This is a genomic window from Stenotrophomonas sp. JAI102 (assembly GCF_013409105.1).
GTDB lineage: Bacteria > Pseudomonadota > Gammaproteobacteria > Xanthomonadales > Xanthomonadaceae > Stenotrophomonas > Stenotrophomonas maltophilia_AA.
Map to the genome: position 1 here is coordinate 171,460 of NZ_JACCCI010000001.1, position 15,688 is coordinate 187,147.

The following is a 15,688-nucleotide window of genomic DNA, read 5'->3' on the forward strand; positions in this document are numbered from 1 at the left end:
AATGGTTTACGCCAGCCCCCCGGCATCGGCCGGGGGGTGCCCGAGCATGGAAACGGTGAGCTAGACTGTCCGCCTTTGCGGCCCCCGGGCCGCCCTGAACGGAAGTAGCATCCCGCATGAGTTGGCTCAGCAAGTTGATGCCGTCTGGCATCCGCACCGACAACGTCCCCAGCAAGAAGCGCAGCGTCCCCGAGGGCCTGTGGGAGAAGTGCAGCAGCTGCGGCAGCGCGCTCTACCGTCCTGAGCTGGAAGAGAACCTGGAAGTCTGCCCCAAGTGTGGCCACCACATGGCCATCCGCGCGCGCGCGCGCCTGGCCGCGCTGTTCGATGCGGACAGCACCACCGAGATCGGTGCGCGCCTGGGCCCGACGGACCTGCTCAAGTTCAAGGACCAGAAGAAGTACAGCGAGCGCATCAAGGCCTCGCAGAAGAATACCGGCGAGTACGACGCCCTGATCGCCATGCAGGGCCTGATGAAAGGCCGCCCGCTGGTCGCCTCGGCCTTCGATTTCGCCTTCATGGGCGGCTCGATGGGCTCGGTGGTCGGAGAGCGCTTCTCGCTCGCCGCTGAAAAGGCGCTGGAAATCGGCGCCCCTTACGTGTGCTTCTCCGCCAGTGGCGGCGCGCGCATGCAGGAAGGCCTGTTCTCGCTGATGCAGATGGCGAAGACCTCGGCGGCGCTGGGTCGCCTGCGCGACGCCGGCCTGCCGTACATCTCGGTGCTGACCCATCCGACCACCGGCGGCGTGTCGGCCTCGTTCGCGATGCTGGGCGACATCAACATCGCCGAGCCGCAGGCGCTGATCGGCTTCGCCGGCCCGCGCGTGATCGAACAGACCGTGCGCGAAAAGCTGCCGGAAGGCTTCCAGCGCTCGGAGTTCCTGCTGGAGCACGGCGCGATCGACCAGATCTGCGACCGCCGCGAAATGCGTGATCGTCTGTCCGAGATCCTGGCCATGCTGGCGCGCCAGCCGGCGCCCGCACCGGATGCGGCTGCCTGATGGCGTCGCGCAAGTATTTCGGCACCGACGGCATCCGCGGCAAGGTCGGTGAGGGCGTCATCTCCGCCGATTTCGTGCTGCGCCTGGGCAATGCGCTCGGGCGCGCGCTGACCGAGCGCAACGGGCGCCGCCCGGTGGTGGTGATCGGCAAGGACACGCGCATCTCCGGCTACATGTTCGAAGCCGCGCTCGAAGCCGGGCTGGTCGCGGCCGGCGCCGATGTGCAGCTGCTCGGCCCGATGCCGACCCCGGCGGTGGCCTTCCTCACCCGCACCCTCGGTGCGGATGCGGGCATCGTCATCAGCGCCTCGCACAACCCGCACTACGACAACGGCATCAAGTTCTTCTCCGCCGATGGCGAGAAGCTCGATGACGCCACCGAGCTGGCGCTGGAAGCCGCGCTCGATGCGCCGTTCACTACCGTCGAGTCCGAGCGGCTGGGCAAGGCCATGCGCGCGCGCGATGCGGTCGGCCGCTACATCGAGTTCTGCAAGGCCAGCGTGCCGCGCGGCTTCGACCTGCGTGGGCTGAAGATCGTGCTCGACTGCGCGCACGGTGCCACCTACCACGTCGCCCCGCTGCTGTTCCGCGAGATGGGCGCCGAGGTGATCAGCATCGGTGATGCGCCCAACGGCCTGAACATCAACGATGGCGTCGGCTCGATGCACATCGACAATCTGGCGGCCAAAGTGCGCGAGGTCGGGGCCGATTTCGGCATCGCCTTCGACGGCGACGGCGACCGCGTGCTGATGGCCGATGACCAGGGCAACCCGGTCGACGGCGATGACCTGCTGTTCGTGCTGGCCCAGGCCTGGCAGCGCAGCGGTCGCCTGCATGGTCCGGTGGTCGGCACGCTGATGACCAACTTCGGCCTGGAGCAGGCACTGGAACGGTTGAACATCCCGTTCCAGCGCAGCAACGTTGGCGACCGCTACGTGCATCAGGCGCTGGTGGAAAACAACGGCGTGCTCGGCGGCGAAGCCTCCGGCCATCTGCTGTGCCTGGACCGTGCCACCACCGGTGATGCGATCGTCAGCGCGCTGCAGGTGCTGGAAGTGCTGCGTCGCGACGGCACCTCCCTGCGCCAAGTGCTGTCGGTGCTTACCAAGGTGCCGCAGAAGACCGTCAACGTGCGTCTGCAGGGCGCTGCCAAGGCGACCGTGCAGGCCGAGAGCGTGCAGGCCGCGCTGGTCGCCGCGCAGCAGGCGGTGAAGGGGCGCGGTCGCGCGTTCCTGCGCCCCTCCGGTACCGAGCCGGTGGTGCGCGTCACCGTCGAAGCGGACACTGCCGAGCTGATGCAGGCCACGCTGGACAGCCTGTCGGCAGCGGTGAAGGCGGCGGCTGCGGCCTGAGCCGGCGGAAACACGGCTGAATCGAAAACGCCCCGGGAGACCGGGGCGTTTTCGTTGCGGAACAGCTGCGGGTCAGGGCCCTGCCACCATCTTCTTTTTTTTCGCCTTGAAGCGGTTGAACAGCGGCGCGATCAGCGGGTGGTAGCTGTAGGCGATGCGCTTGCGCAGCCAGCGCGCCGGGCGGTCACGGATCGCGAACCGGTAGATGTGCTCCGGGTCGCCCCCGACCACGTTGCGGCCGAACGGATGAGTGGTGTGCAGATACTTGAAGCCCTGCGCCCGCGCGATCTGCACATAGTCCTCGTCGAAATCGCCGTACGGCCAGCACAGCGTGTCCGATACGTCGCCCAGCTGCTGCCGGAGCACGTCGCGTGCCACCGACAGGTCGTCGCTGATGCCCTGACGCTTGTGCTCGCGGGAGATATCCTGCTTGAGCCAGCGGGTATGCGTGTGCGTGTGGCAGTGCACCTCGAAGGTGCCGGCGGCGATCATCTCGCGCGCTTCGCTCCAGCGCATCATGACGTCGTCGGGGCGGTTCTCACGCAGGATGGCCGCCTCGCAGCCGCGATGGTCCGGCGTCGCGGGCAGGGTGGCGCCGGGCTGCCCGGCATGCGGGCGGACCTGGCCTTCGCCCATCCAGCCGGTGACCACGAACACCACGGCGTGCATCCCGTACTTGGCCAGGATCGGGTGCGCGTACACCCAGTTGTCCAGGTAACCATCATCGAAGGTGATCACGATCGACTTGGCCGGCGTGGGCTTGCCGGCGAGGAAACCGGCGTACTGGTCCAGGGTCAGCGAGGTCCAGCCGTTGGCTGCCAGCCAGGCGATCTGGCTTTCGAAGTTTTCCGGCGAGACCGTGATCATCCCCGGCGACGGGGAGACGTGGTGGTGCATCAGCACCGGGACGGATCTAGCGTTGGCCATGGCCCAGTTCCTTCAACCACTGGTGGTAATAATGTTCGGTCGCTTCAGTGTGACCGGTCGGGGTGAAGCGGTGGGCGCTGCGCATCCATTCCCAGCCGGCCATGCCCATCTGCTCGCGGCGCTCGGGCTGCTCGATCAGGGTGCGCAGCGCGCCGGTCAGCGCGGCCTGGTCGCCCAGTGGCGCAAGCAGGGCATTGCTGCCTTCCACCACCATTTCCGGGACGCCGCCGACACGCGTGGCGACGATCGGCACGCCTACGTAGGCCGCCTCGAGAAACACCGTGCCGGCCGCTTCCTTGTGGGTGGCGAGGGCGAAGATATCGAAGGCGGTCATCAACCGGCAAGCGCCCTGGCGGTAGCCGAGCAAGTGGACCTGCGCGGTGATGCCGAGCTGCTCGCGCAGGGCGATCAGGCGCTCCATGACCGGCTGGCCGTCGCCCACGATCACCAGTTGCACGCGTGGATCGGCGCGGCACAGCGGTGCCATGGCCTGCAGCAGATCGAGGTGGCCCTTCGGTTCGCGCAGCACGGCAACGCAGCCGACCACGATCTGGTCGTCGCTGAAGCCCAGCTCGGCGCGCGTTTCCGCGCGGGTGTCCTGCCGGCACTGCCACGGATCGCGCTTGGCGATCTGCGACCACTGCGGCGGCACCGCGATCGGCGGGACGATCCCCACGTGCGCGTCGTCGATGCCGCGGCTGACCATCAACTTCTTGACGAAGCTGCTCACTGTCATCACCCGGTGGGGCAGGCCGGTGTAGGTCAGCAGCGAGTTGATCGGGCTCATCAGGTGACGCGAGCGCACCACCAGTGGCGTCCCTCCGAGCCGGGCGCCGGTCGCGGCGATCAGGCTGTCGCGGCGGCTGGTGGTGTTCACCACGTGGTAGCCATGGCGGCGCACCAGGCGCGACACCGACCAGATCCCGCGCAGCAGGCGCAGCAGGCCGCCCATCTTGAGCGCGTGGACGGTGAAGCCGGCTTCGCGCGCCATCTCACCCAGGCGGGCGTCGGGCTGGCACAGCAGGGAGACGTCGTGGCCGCGGTCGCGCATCGCCAGCATGTGGCGGTAGATGTAGATCTCCTGCCCGCCAAATCCCTTGGCAGCCTCGGTATGGAGAATTTTCAGTGGAACGTTCATCGGTGGACAGTCCATGTGTGGAAGCGCGCCCGCGGCATGCGCGGGCGGTGGTCGTCATTGCCTGCGGGATCGCGCCAGCGCATCCGATGCGCTGTGCGGTGCCGTGGGTGGGAGGTCGTGCGGGGGCAGCGGCCACGCGCGCGGCCCTGCCGGCGTGGGCCAGCGCAGCGCCGTCGGTGGCCCGTTGTGGCCGTCCGGGCGCGCGCATTGTATCGGTTTGTATCAATGTATCGGTGGCGGGGATGGCCCGATCTGGCACAATGTTCAGCCGGGCCACAGCTGGCCCACCGACCACCATGAACAAGCAGGAATCGCTGTGAGCCAGATCCCCACCCTCGACATCACCCGTTTCGACACCGACCGCGATGCGTTCGTGGCTGAGCTGGGTGCGGCCTACCGCGAATGGGGCTTTGCTGGCATCCGCAACCACGGCATTCCGCAGGCGGACATCGACGCCGCGTATGAGGTCTTCAAGGCCTTCTTCGCGCTGCCGGAAGAGACCAAGCGCCAGTACCACGTGCCCGGCAGCGGCGGCGCGCGCGGCTACACCGCCTTCGGCGTGGAGACCGCCAAGGGCTCGCAGCACTTCGATCTGAAGGAGTTCTGGCACATCGGTCGCGAGATCCCGGACGACTCCAAGTACCGTGACGTGATGGCCCCGAACCTGTGGCCGAGCGAGGTTCCGGGCTTCCGCGAACGTGGCTACGGCCTCTACCAGGCCCTGGACAAGCTGGGTTCGCGCGTCCTGTCGGCGCTGGCCCTGCACATCGGCCTGCCGGAGGACTTCTTCGCGGACAAGACCAACAACGGCAATTCGATCCTGCGCCCGATCCACTACCCGCCGATCACCGCCGAGAACATCCCGAACGTGCGCGCCGGTGCCCATGGCGACATCAACTTCATCACCCTGCTGGTCGGCGCCAGTGCGGCCGGGCTGGAAGTGCAGTCCCACGAGGGCAAGTGGGTGCCCTTCACCTCGGACGCGGACACCATCGTGGTCAACATCGGCGACATGCTGCAGCGCCTGACCAACCATGTGTATCCGTCCACGATCCACCGCGTGGTCAACCCTCCGGGTGAGCAGGCGCGCCAGCCGCGCTATTCGGTGCCGTTCTTCCTGCACCCGAACCCGGATTTCCTGATCGACGTGCTGCCGACCTGCATCACCCCGGAAAACCCGAGCCGCTACCCGGAGCCGATCACCGCCCACGGCTTCCTGGAAGAGCGCCTGCGCGAGATCAAGCTGAAATGAGCAAACGAAGGCCGCCGCAAGGCGGCCTTCATCGTTCCAGTAGTGCCGGCCGCTGGCCGGCTCGCTCCAACCCACCCACGCCCGCCCACTCCGGGCACGTCCACCGGCCCCGTCGCCCTTGCTTTTGACTTGGGGCCGCCGCGGAAAATAAATATCCAATTGAAATGTAAGCGTTTTCCCGCCCACGCCATTTCGTTGCATCCGTTATCATGGCCGGCTGATACCCAAAGGAGCCATCGCCATGCGCCGCAAGATCGTCGCCGGTAACTGGAAGCTGCACGGCAGCCGCCAATTCGCCACCGACCTGGTCAGTGACCTGGTTGCCGACCTCCCGCGGCAGGGCGTCGAGGTCGTGGTCCTCCCGCCGCTCCCGTACCTGGGCGAACTGGTCGAAGCCTTCGAAGGCCGCGCCGTCGCCTTCGGCTCCCAGGATGTCAGCAGCAACGAGAAGGGCGCCTACACCGGTGAGGTCTCGGCCACCATGCTGGCCGAAGTCGGCGCCCGCTACGGGCTGGTCGGGCACTCCGAGCGCCGCCAGTACCATGCGGAAAGCAGTGAGCTGGTCGCGCGCAAGTTCGCCGCCGCCCTGCACGCCGGCCTGACGCCCATCCTGTGCGTGGGCGAAACCCTCGCGCAGCGCGAGGCCGATCAGACCGAGGCGGTCATTGCGGCCCAGCTCGCCCCGGTGCTGGAGCTGGTCGGCGCCGCCGGCTTTGCCCAGGCCGTGGTCGCCTACGAGCCGGTCTGGGCCATCGGGACCGGCCGGACCGCCTCCAAGGAGCAGGCCCAGCAGGTCCACGCGTTCATCCGTGGCGAAGTGGCCAAGCTCGATGCTAGAATTGCGGATTCACTGTCGATCCTCTATGGCGGCAGCGTGAAGCCCGACAACGCCGCGGAACTGTTCGCACAGCCCGATGTCGATGGTGGGCTGGTGGGCGGCGCCTCGCTGGTGGCCGCGGACTTCCTTGCCATCGCTGCCGCGGCGGCGGGGCGCTAATTCGTAATGTTGCCGGCCCAACCGCCGGCACGACATGTCCGAGGACGGATTCGAAATGCTGATGTTGATCCTCAATGTGGTCTACGTGCTGGTCGCAGTGGCCATGATCGCGCTCATCCTGATGCAGCGTGGTTCCGGCGCGGCCGCAGGGTCGGGTTTCGGTGCCGGCGCCTCGGGTACCGTGTTCGGCGCGCGTGGCGCGTCCAACTTCCTGTCCAAGTCGACCAAGTGGCTGGCCGTGGTGTTCTTCGGCATCAGCCTCTTCATGGCCTGGTACGCCAGCCATGGCTCGCGCCCGGCGGCACAGCAGGACCTGGGTCTGATGTCGGCGCCGGCCGCAACCGCGCCGGCCGCACCGGCAGGCGAGCTTCCGGCCGTGCCGAAGGCCCCGGAAACCCCGGTCCAGCAGCCTGTTCCGTCGGCCACTGTGCCGGCTCAGGCGGAAACTCCGAAATCTGGTGAAGAAAAGCCTTCGGAAGGCACCCAGACTCGCTGAAGACGGTTACAATATGCGGCGCACTGGAGAACAACCGGTGCGATCGTAAGCCCAGGTGGCGGAATTGGTAGACGCACTACCTTGAGGTGGTAGCGACGAGAGTCGTAGGGGTTCGAGTCCCCTCTTGGGCACCATTTGTTTGTAAGCGGGTTCGTCTGGCGCGCAAAGCGCCAGGTAGCGGTATCCGTCCACTCCCCCATGCCAAAGCGCCTGCAGGCGCAGCGGCAGAGGCAAGAGAGAATCGCTGTGCTGGCCGAATATTTGCCGTCTCTGCTGTTTCTGATCGTTGCCACCGGTATCGGCGTTGCGCTGATGCTGGTTGGCCGATTCCTCGGTCCCCGACGTCCTGATCTGAAAAAGCTCTCGCCGTACGAATGCGGCTTCGAGGCTTTCGAGGACGCGCGCATGAAGTTCGATGTGCGCTACTACCTGATCGCGATTCAGTTCATCGTATTTGATCTGGAAATCATCTTCATCGTGCCGTGGACCCAGGTGTTCATGGAACTGGGCGCACGTTCGCTGGTCACGATGGGCCTCTTCGTAGGCATGCTTTTCCTCGGTTTCATTTACGTCTGGAAGAAGGGAGCGCTGGAATGGGAGTAATTCAGACGCTCGACGGCCTGATGAACAACCCGGTCCCGGAAGGGCGGGTCGATGACATCCTGCGCCCCGAAGGCGACAACCCCCTGCTCGAAAAGGGCTACGTGACCACCAGCGTCGATGCGCTGTTGAATTGGGCGCGTACCGGTTCGATGTGGCCGATGACCTTTGGTCTGGCCTGCTGCGCAGTGGAAATGATGCACGCCGGTGCGGCGCGTCTGGATCTTGACCGTTACGGCGTGGTGTTCCGCCCGTCGCCGCGTCAGTCCGACGTGATGATCGTGGCCGGCACCCTGGTCAACAAGATGGCTCCGGCCCTGCGCAAGGTCTATGACCAGATGCCGGACCCGAAGTGGGTCATCTCGATGGGCAGCTGCGCCAACGGTGGCGGCTACTACCACTACTCGTATGCAGTAGTGCGTGGCTGTGACCGCGTCGTGCCGGTGGACATCTATGTCCCCGGCTGCCCACCTACCGCCGAAGCGCTGGTGTACGGGATCCTGCAATTGCAGAAGAAGATCTGGCGTACGCAGACCATCGCCCGCTGACATCCCTCCTGACAAGAGCACGCCAAGCCCCCATGGCAGAGCAAGCACCTTCCTTCATCGACCGACTTTCCGCACGTTTCGCAGGTGCGCAGGTCTTCGTGGTCGAACCCCGCGGCGAAGTGACGCTGGAAGTGCCCGCCGCTGACTGGCATGCCACCGCTCTGGCGCTGCGCGACGAATTCGGTTTCGAGCAGGCGGTTGACCTGTGCGGCCTGGATTACCTCGGCTATGGCAGCGACGAATGGGATACGGCCGATGTGTCGTCCCAGGGCTTCAGCCGTGGCGTCGAGGGCAAGTCCGTCGGTCGTTTCGCCTGGGGTGAATTCCCCACCCGCGAAACCAGCGATGGCGCCGAGCCGCAGCCGATCCCGCTGCAGCGTTTCGCCGTGGTCACCCAGCTGCGTTCCTACCAGCACAACCTCACGATGCGCATCCGTTGCTTTGCGCCGAACGAGGAACTGCCGGTGGTCGCGTCGTTGACCAACATCTGGCCGGGCCTGAACTGGTTCGAGCGCGAAGCGTTCGATCTGTTCGGCGTGATCTTCGAAGGCCACCCGGACCTGCGCCGGATCCTGACCGACTACGGTTTCGTCGGGCATCCGTTCCGCAAGGATTTCCCGCTGATCGGCAACGTTGAAGTGCGTTACGACGAAGAGAAGCAGCGCGTGATCTACGAGCCGGTGACCTCGGTCGAGCCGCGCGTCGGCGTGCCGCGTGTCATCCGTGACGACGCCCGTTTCCAGACCGCTGCCGGTGAATCCGCGCAGTCGGAGGCAAGCAAGTGAGCGAATTCACCCAGGCCCACCAGGCCTTTGCGAGCAACCCGGCCGAACTGCGCCAGGAAATCCGCAACTACACCATGAACTTCGGTCCCCAGCATCCGGCCGCGCACGGTGTGCTGCGCCTGATCCTGGAAATGGACGGCGAAACCATCATGCGTGCCGACCCGCACGTGGGTCTGCTGCACCGGGGTACCGAAAAGCTGGCCGAGTCCAAGCCGTTCAACCAGTCGATCGGCTACATGGATCGCCTGGATTACGTGTCGATGATGTGCAACGAGCACGCCTACGTGCGCGCGATCGAGACCCTGATGGGGATCGAGGCGCCGGAGCGTGCGCAGTACATCCGCACCATGTTCGACGAAATCACCCGCATCCTGAATCACCTGATGTGGCTGGGGTCCAACGCGCTCGATCTGGGCGCGATGGCGGTCATGCTGTACGCCTTCCGCGAACGCGAAGAGCTGATGGACTGCTATGAAGCGGTCTCCGGCGCGCGCATGCACGCGGCGTACTACCGTCCGGGCGGCGTCTACCGCGACCTGCCGGACCATATGCCGAAGTACAAGGAATCGCGCTGGCACAAGGGCAAGGCCCTGAAGAACCTCAACGCCTCGCGCGAAGGTTCGCTGCTGGACTTCCTGGAGAACTTCACCGTCGAGTTCCCCAAGCGCGTCGACGAATACGAAACCCTGCTCACCGACAACCGTATCTGGAAGCAGCGTACGGTCGGCATCGGCGTGGTCACCCCGGAACTGGCCCATGCGTGGGGCATGACCGGCGTGATGCTGCGCGGCTCGGGCATTGCCTGGGATCTGCGCAAGAAGCAGCCGTATGCCAAGTACGACGCGGTCGAGTTCGACATCCCGCTCGGCAAGGAAGGTGACTGCTACGACCGTTACCTGTGCCGCGTGGCCGAGATGCGCGAATCCAACCGCATCATCAAGCAGTGCGTCACCTGGCTGAAGGCAAACCCGGGCCCGGTCATGGTCAAGAACTTCAAGGTCGCGCCGCCCAGCCGCGAAGACATGAAGGACGACATGGAAGCGCTGATCCATCACTTCAAGCTGTTCAGTGAAGGCTACTGCGTCCCGGCCGGCGAAACCTACGCCGCCGTCGAAGCGCCCAAGGGCGAATTCGGCTGCTACCTGATGTCCGATGGTGCCAACAAGCCGTTCCGCGTGCACCTGCGCGCGCCGGGCTTCGCCCATCTTTCCTCGATCGACTCGGTTGTGCGCGGGCACATGCTCGCCGACGTGGTGGCCATGATCGGCACCTACGATCTGGTGTTCGGTGAGGTGGACCGGTGATCGCATCCGCCTGCACGATGCCTGACACCCGCCGGCTGCTGCCGGCGCTGCAGGTTCTGGTTTTTAACGATTTCGTATTCGCTGAGGTCGGCCGATGAAGGCGACAGGTAATTTCGAGGCGGCGCGCGACGTCGACCCGATGGTGGTCTTGAATGACAAGACCCGTGCGCACATCGATCACTGGCTGGCCAAGTTCCCGCCGGATCGCAAGCGTTCGGCTGTCCTGCAGGGCCTGCACGCCGCACAGGAACAGAACGCAGGCTGGCTGACCGACGAGCTGATCGCCGGCGTCGCCAAGTACCTGGATCTGCCGCCGGTATGGGCCTACGAGGTCGCCAGCTTCTACTCGATGTTCGAACTGGAGAAGGTCGGCCGCCACAACGTCGCCTTCTGCACGAACATCAGCTGCTGGTTGAACGGTGCCGAAGACCTGGTCGCGCACGCCGAGAAGAAGCTTGGCTGCAAGACCGGTCAGTCCACCGCCGATGGCCGCATCTACCTCAAGCGCGAAGAAGAATGCCTGGCCGGTTGCGCCGGTGCGCCGATGATGGTCATCAATGGCCATTACCACGAGCGCCTGACCGTCGAGAAAGTCGACGAGCTGCTGGACGGGTTGGAGTAAGACATGGCACATCATCACGCACCCAGTGGTCCGGTCGGTCCCGCACCGTTGCCGCACCAGGTGGTCTACACCACCCTGCATTACGACACTCCGTGGTCGTATGAAAGCTACCTCAAGACCGGTGGCTATGCCGCCCTGCGCAAGATTCTCGAAGAGAAGATCTCGCCGGAGCAGGTCATCGAGATGGTCAAGCAGTCCAACCTGCGCGGCCGTGGCGGCGCGGGCTTCCCGACCGGCCTGAAGTGGTCCTTCATGCCCAAGGGCACCATGCAGAAGTACATCCTGTGCAACTCGGATGAATCCGAGCCGGGTACCTGCAAGGACCGCGACATCCTGCGTTACAACCCGCATTCGGTCGTGGAAGGCATGGCGATCGCCTGCTACGCCACCGGCTCGACCGTGGGCTACAACTACCTGCGTGGCGAGTTCCACCACGAGCCGTTCGAGAACTTCGAGCAGGCCCTGGCCGACGCGTACGCGAACGGCTGGCTGGGCAAGGACATCCTCGGCAGCGGCGTGGACATCGACATCTACGGTGCGCTGGGCGCCGGCGCCTACATCTGCGGCGAAGAAACCGCGCTGATGGAGTCGCTGGAAGGCAAGAAAGGCCAGCCGCGCTACAAGCCGCCGTTCCCGGCCAACTTCGGCCTGTACGGCAAGCCGTCCACGATCAACAACACCGAGACCTATGCCTCGGTGCCGGCGATCATCCGCAACGGCCCGGAATGGTTCGCAGGCCTGAGCCTGACCAAGAACGGCGGTCCGAAGATCTTCTCGGTCTCCGGTTGCGTGCAGAAGGGCGGCAACTTCGAAGTGCCGCTGGGCACCACCTTCGACGACCTGCTGGAAATGGCCGGTGGCCTGAAGCCGGGCCGCACGCTCAAGGGCGCGGTTCCGGGCGGCGTCTCGATGCCGGTGCTGAAGGCCGAAGAGCTCAAGGGCCTGCAGATGGACTACGACACCCTGCGTGCCCTGGGCACCGGTCTGGGCTCGGGCGCCATCGTGGTGCTGGATGACAGCGTCTGCTGCGTCAAGTTCGCCTGCCGCATCTCGCAGTTCTTCCACAAGGAATCCTGTGGGCAGTGCACCCCGTGCCGTGAAGGCACCGGCTGGATGCACCGCGTGCTGGAGCGCATCGTCGCCGGCAAGGCCACGATGGAAGACCTGCATCAGTTGAAGACGGTGGCCGGCCAGATTGAAGGCCACACCATCTGTGCGTTCGGTGAAGCGGCGGCATGGCCCATCCAGGGCTTCCTGCGCCAGTTCTGGGACGAATTCGAGTACTACATCGTCAACGGTCATTCGATGGTTGACGGCAAGAAGGTGGAGGCAGCCGCCGCATGAGCGCGCAACCCGTAAACCCGAGCGTGCCACCGGATCATGTGACCGTCGAAATCGACGGCCAGTCCCTGGTCGTGCCCAAGGGCTCGATGATCATCCAGGCCGCCGACAAGGCCGGCATTCCGATCCCGCGCTTCTGCTACCACGAGAAGCTGCCGATCGCCGCCAACTGCCGCATGTGCCTGGTCGACGTGGAAAAGTCGCCCAAGCCTGCGCCGGCCTGCGCCACGCCGGTCATGGATGGCATGAAGGTCGCCACCCGCAGTGAAAAGGCGCTGAAGTTCCAGCGCTCGGTGATGGAATTCCTGCTGATCAACCATCCGCTGGACTGCCCGATCTGCGATCAGGGCGGCGAGTGCGAACTGCAGGACGTTTCGCTGGGCTACGGCCGTTCGGTCAGCCGCTTCAACGAGCGCAAGCGCGTGGTGCCCGACGAGGACATCGGTCCGCTGGTCGCCACCGAAATGACCCGCTGCATCCAGTGCACCCGCTGCGTCCGCTTCACCGCCGACGTTGCCGGTACCTATGAACTGGGTGGCATGTACCGCGGTGAGAACCTGCAGATCGGCACCTATGACGGCAAGCCGTTGACCACCGAGCTGTCCGGCAACGTCGTCGACGTCTGCCCGGTCGGCGCGCTGACCAACAAGGTGTTCCAGTTCCGCGCCCGCCCGTGGGAACTGACCGCGCGCGAATCGCTGGGCTACCACGACGCGATGGGCTCGAACCTGTTCCTGCACGTGCGTCGCGGCGAAGTGCTGCGCGTGGTGCCGCGCGACAACGAGTCGGTCAACGAATGCTGGCTGTCCGATCGCGACCGCTATTCGCACCAGGGCCTGTACAGCGAAGACCGTGCGGTCAAGCCGCTGCGCAAGGTCAATGGCGAGTGGAAGGAAGTGAGCTGGGCCGAAGGCCTGGCCGCCGCCAAGGACATCTTCGCCGCCCACCAGGGTGACGACCTCGGCGTGCTGGTGCACCCGTCGGCCTCGAACGAGGAGGGCGCACTGCTGGCCCGTCTCGCGACCGGCCTGGGCACCACGAACATCGATCACCGCATCAACAACCGCGATTTCTCCGACGCCGCCACCGCCGAAGTCTTCGGCCTGCCGCTGGCCGAGATCGAAGGCGCGGACAGCATCGTCGTGCTCGGCAGCAACATCCGCCACGAGCTGCCGCTGCTGCATGCCCGCCTGCGCAAGGCGCAGACCACGCGCAATGCGAAGATCCACGCCGTCAATCCGGTGGACTTCGATTTCGCCTTCAAGCTGGCCAGCAAGCAGATCGTCGCCCCGTCGGCCTTCATCGACGCACTGGGCAATGCCGAGCTGCGTGACGCCGTGAAGGGCGCCAGCAATGCCGTGCTGATCGTCGGTGGCATCGCCGAAAACCACCCGCAGGCCGCCGCGATCCGCGCCGCTGCGCGTGATTTCGCCGCCGCGACCGGTGCCAAGCTGTGCCGCATCCCGCAGGGCGCCAATGCCGTGGGCCTGACCCGCGCCGGCGTGCTGCCGGCCGGCAAGGACGTCAACGCCATGCTGGCCCAGCCGCGCAAGGCCTATGCCATCTACGGCATCGAGCCGGGCCTGGATTTCGCCGACGCCGCTGCTGCCCGCAAGGCGCTGGCCGGTGCCCAGGTGGTGGCTTTCAGCCAGTTCGCCTGTGCCTCGACCCGCGACGTCGCCGACGTGATCCTGCCGATCGGCGCACTGCCGGAAGTGGATGCCACCCTGACCAACCTCGATGGTCGCGAGCAGTCGGCCCGTGCCGGCGGCAAGCTGCCGGGCGAGGCGCGTGAAGGCTGGCGCGTGCTGCGTGCACTGGGCGGCGAGATGTCGCTGGCCGGTTTCGAGTTCACCGACCTGGCCGGCCTGCGCGCCAGCCTGGCCCCGGTCAGCGTCAACGTCTCGTCCTCGGCGGCAACGCCGGTCGCGGGCGAGGGCCTGGAAGTGACCTCGACCGCCGCGATCTACCGCACCGATGCGGTGGTCCGTCGCGCCCAGGCGCTGCAGTCGCATCCGCTCAACAACGCCCCGCGCATCGTGCTCAACGCCGACGACGCCGCCCGCCTGCAGTTGGTGGAAGGCCAGATGGCCAAGGTCGGCACCGATGCCGGCCGTGCCACCTTGCCGGTGGTGGTGGACGCCCGCGTTGCCGCAGGGTCGGTCTGGATTGAATCGGGCCACGGTGCAACCGCACCGCTGGGTGCCGCACGTGTAACGGTGGTGGCTGCATGAACGAATTGCTGTTGAACGCGGTCGACCCGCTGCACCAGTGGCTGCTGTCACTGGGCGACATCGGCGCGCTGCTCTGGATCATCCTGAAGATCCTGGTGATCGCCATGCCGGTGATCATCTCGGTGGCCTTCTACGTGGTCTGGGAGCGCAAGCTGATCGGCTGGATGCACGTGCGTCATGGTCCGATGTATGTCGGCATGGGCATCTTCCAGGCCTTCGCCGACGTCTTCAAACTGCTGTTCAAGGAAATCATCCAGCCCAGCAGCTCGCACAAGGCGATGTTCATCCTGGCGCCGCTGATCACGCTGGGCCCGGCCTTCGCGGCCTGGTCGGTGATTCCCTTCGACGCGCAGATCGTGCTGTCCAACGCCAACGCCGGCCTGCTGTACCTGCTGGCGATGACCTCGCTGGGCGTGTACGGCATCATCCTGGCCGGTTGGGCCTCCAACTCGAAGTACGCGTTCCTCGGTGCCATGCGCGCCTCGGCGCAGATGATCAGCTACGAAATCGCGATGGGCTTTGCCCTGGTCGGCGTGATGATCGCCTCGGGCAGCCTCAACCTGAGCAGCATCGTGATGGCGCAGGCGGGCAACTCCGGTCTGTTCGACTGGTTCCTGCTGCCGCTGTTCCCGCTGTTCATCGTGTACTGGGTGTCCGGCGTCGCCGAAACCAACCGCGCGCCGTTCGACGTCGTGGAAGGTGAATCGGAAATCGTTGCCGGCCACATGGTCGAATACTCCGGTGGTGCGTTCGCGCTGTTCTTCCTGGCCGAATACGCGAACATGATCCTGATCAGCTTCCTGATCTCGATCTTCTTCCTCGGTGGTTGGCTGAGCCCGCTCCAGGGCTGGATCACGGCAGACATCTCGCCGTGGATCGACTGGATCTGGAAGGGCGGCTGGCCGTGGCTGCTGCTGAAGGTCTTCTTCTTCGCCAGCTCCTACATCTGGTTCCGTGCCAGCTTCCCGCGCTTCCGTTACGACCAGATCATGCGTCTGGGCTGGAAGGTCTTCATCCCGCTCACCATCTTCTGGATTGCAGTGACGGCGTTGATGGTGTTTTACGGCGTGATCCAGAAGGGCGTCTAAGCG

15 protein-coding genes and 1 tRNA gene are annotated in these 15,688 nt (G+C 65.6%); 14 read left to right on the forward strand and 2 right to left on the reverse strand.

The window, feature by feature from the left end; all coding sequences use genetic code 11:
* Positions 1 to 116 precede the first annotated feature (116 nt).
* Both accD and glmM read left to right on the forward strand, forming a co-directional pair.
* The gene (accD, locus tag HDC96_RS00775) at positions 117 to 1,001 is read left to right on the forward strand and encodes an acetyl-CoA carboxylase, carboxyltransferase subunit beta (RefSeq protein ID WP_019182669.1); all 885 of its coding nucleotides are present in this window, start codon (positions 117 to 119) and stop codon (positions 999 to 1,001) included.
* Positions 1,001 to 2,353: a phosphoglucosamine mutase gene (glmM, locus tag HDC96_RS00780; RefSeq protein ID WP_179458345.1), complete on the forward strand. Its 1,353-nt coding sequence runs from the start codon at positions 1,001 to 1,003 to the stop codon at positions 2,351 to 2,353. The genes accD and glmM overlap by 1 nt, the downstream gene beginning before the upstream one ends.
* A 72-nt stretch (positions 2,354 to 2,425) precedes the next feature.
* Here the strand turns inward: glmM and HDC96_RS00785 are convergent, their stop codons facing one another.
* The gene (locus tag HDC96_RS00785) at positions 2,426 to 3,280 is read right to left on the reverse strand and encodes a polysaccharide deacetylase family protein (protein WP_179458346.1); all 855 of its coding nucleotides are present in this window, start codon (positions 3,278 to 3,280) and stop codon (positions 2,426 to 2,428) included.
* Complete coding sequence (locus HDC96_RS00790) at positions 3,267 to 4,418, reverse strand: glycosyltransferase family 4 protein (protein WP_179458347.1); 1,152 nt, start codon at positions 4,416 to 4,418, stop codon at positions 3,267 to 3,269. The genes HDC96_RS00785 and HDC96_RS00790 overlap by 14 nt, the downstream gene beginning before the upstream one ends.
* Positions 4,419 to 4,734: 316 nt before the next feature.
* Between HDC96_RS00790 and HDC96_RS00795 the strand changes: the two genes are divergently transcribed.
* The 12 genes from HDC96_RS00795 (at position 4,735) to nuoH (ending at position 15,685) form a co-directional block, all read left to right on the forward strand.
* Positions 4,735 to 5,670 carry an isopenicillin N synthase family oxygenase gene (locus HDC96_RS00795; RefSeq protein WP_179458348.1) on the forward strand — a complete coding sequence of 312 codons (936 nt, stop codon included), beginning with the start codon at positions 4,735 to 4,737 and terminating at the stop codon, positions 5,668 to 5,670.
* A gap of 241 nt (positions 5,671 to 5,911) precedes the next feature.
* Entirely contained in the window at positions 5,912 to 6,667 is a 756-nt protein-coding gene (tpiA, locus tag HDC96_RS00800; protein WP_179458349.1) for a triose-phosphate isomerase, read from the forward strand.
* A 55-nt stretch (positions 6,668 to 6,722) separates the two neighbouring features.
* Positions 6,723 to 7,163: a preprotein translocase subunit SecG gene (secG, locus tag HDC96_RS00805; RefSeq protein WP_123730889.1), complete on the forward strand. Its 441-nt coding sequence runs from the start codon at positions 6,723 to 6,725 to the stop codon at positions 7,161 to 7,163.
* A gap of 49 nt (positions 7,164 to 7,212) precedes the next feature.
* Positions 7,213 to 7,297: transfer RNA gene (locus HDC96_RS00810), tRNA-Leu, on the forward strand.
* 112 nt (positions 7,298 to 7,409) lie between these two features.
* Positions 7,410 to 7,766 (forward strand): NADH-quinone oxidoreductase subunit A, encoded by a 357-nt coding sequence (locus HDC96_RS00815; RefSeq protein ID WP_026069699.1) that lies wholly within the window; start codon positions 7,410 to 7,412, stop codon positions 7,764 to 7,766.
* Complete coding sequence (locus tag HDC96_RS00820) at positions 7,757 to 8,311, forward strand: NADH-quinone oxidoreductase subunit B (RefSeq protein ID WP_019182677.1); 555 nt, start codon at positions 7,757 to 7,759, stop codon at positions 8,309 to 8,311. Before HDC96_RS00815 ends, HDC96_RS00820 begins: the two co-directional genes overlap by 10 nt.
* Positions 8,312 to 8,343: 32 nt before the next feature.
* Entirely contained in the window at positions 8,344 to 9,096 is a 753-nt protein-coding gene (locus tag HDC96_RS00825; protein WP_179458350.1) for an NADH-quinone oxidoreductase subunit C, read from the forward strand.
* Positions 9,093 to 10,400: an NADH-quinone oxidoreductase subunit D gene (locus HDC96_RS00830; RefSeq protein ID WP_179458351.1), complete on the forward strand. Its 1,308-nt coding sequence runs from the start codon at positions 9,093 to 9,095 to the stop codon at positions 10,398 to 10,400. Before HDC96_RS00825 ends, HDC96_RS00830 begins: the two co-directional genes overlap by 4 nt.
* A 94-nt stretch (positions 10,401 to 10,494) precedes the next feature.
* Positions 10,495 to 11,022 (forward strand): NADH-quinone oxidoreductase subunit NuoE, encoded by a 528-nt coding sequence (nuoE, locus tag HDC96_RS00835; RefSeq protein WP_121038421.1) that lies wholly within the window; start codon positions 10,495 to 10,497, stop codon positions 11,020 to 11,022.
* 3 nt (positions 11,023 to 11,025) lie between these two features.
* Positions 11,026 to 12,366, forward strand: a complete 1,341-nt coding sequence (nuoF, locus tag HDC96_RS00840) for an NADH-quinone oxidoreductase subunit NuoF (protein WP_123730636.1) — start codon at positions 11,026 to 11,028, stop codon at positions 12,364 to 12,366.
* A complete protein-coding gene (nuoG, locus tag HDC96_RS00845) occupies positions 12,363 to 14,597 on the forward strand; it encodes an NADH-quinone oxidoreductase subunit NuoG (protein ID WP_179458352.1) in 2,235 nt (744 codons plus the stop codon). Before nuoF ends, nuoG begins: the two co-directional genes overlap by 4 nt.
* Entirely contained in the window at positions 14,594 to 15,685 is a 1,092-nt protein-coding gene (gene nuoH / locus HDC96_RS00850; RefSeq protein ID WP_121038412.1) for an NADH-quinone oxidoreductase subunit NuoH, read from the forward strand. The genes nuoG and nuoH overlap by 4 nt, the downstream gene beginning before the upstream one ends.
* The last annotated feature ends 3 nt before the right edge of the window (positions 15,686 to 15,688 follow it).

What these genes read in the sequence shown, in the direction of transcription:
- accD (WP_019182669.1), top strand. Translation starts at nt 117, where the DNA reads ATGAGTTGGCTCAGCAAGTTGATGCCGTCTGGCATCCGCACCGACAAC.
- glmM (WP_179458345.1), top strand. Translation starts at nt 1,001, where the DNA reads ATGGCGTCGCGCAAGTATTTCGGCACCGACGGCATCCGCGGCAAGGTC.
- HDC96_RS00785 (WP_179458346.1), bottom strand. Translation starts at nt 3,280, where the DNA reads ATGGCCAACGCTAGATCCGTCCCGGTGCTGATGCACCACCACGTCTCC.
- HDC96_RS00790 (WP_179458347.1), bottom strand. Translation starts at nt 4,418, where the DNA reads ATGAACGTTCCACTGAAAATTCTCCATACCGAGGCTGCCAAGGGATTT.
- tpiA (WP_179458349.1), top strand. Translation starts at nt 5,912, where the DNA reads ATGCGCCGCAAGATCGTCGCCGGTAACTGGAAGCTGCACGGCAGCCGC.
- secG (WP_123730889.1), top strand. Translation starts at nt 6,723, where the DNA reads ATGCTGATGTTGATCCTCAATGTGGTCTACGTGCTGGTCGCAGTGGCC.
- HDC96_RS00820 (WP_019182677.1), top strand. Translation starts at nt 7,757, where the DNA reads ATGGGAGTAATTCAGACGCTCGACGGCCTGATGAACAACCCGGTCCCG.
- HDC96_RS00825 (WP_179458350.1), top strand. Translation starts at nt 8,344, where the DNA reads ATGGCAGAGCAAGCACCTTCCTTCATCGACCGACTTTCCGCACGTTTC.
- nuoE (WP_121038421.1), top strand. Translation starts at nt 10,495, where the DNA reads ATGAAGGCGACAGGTAATTTCGAGGCGGCGCGCGACGTCGACCCGATG.
- nuoF (WP_123730636.1), top strand. Translation starts at nt 11,026, where the DNA reads ATGGCACATCATCACGCACCCAGTGGTCCGGTCGGTCCCGCACCGTTG.
- nuoG (WP_179458352.1), top strand. Translation starts at nt 12,363, where the DNA reads ATGAGCGCGCAACCCGTAAACCCGAGCGTGCCACCGGATCATGTGACC.
- nuoH (WP_121038412.1), top strand. Translation starts at nt 14,594, where the DNA reads ATGAACGAATTGCTGTTGAACGCGGTCGACCCGCTGCACCAGTGGCTG.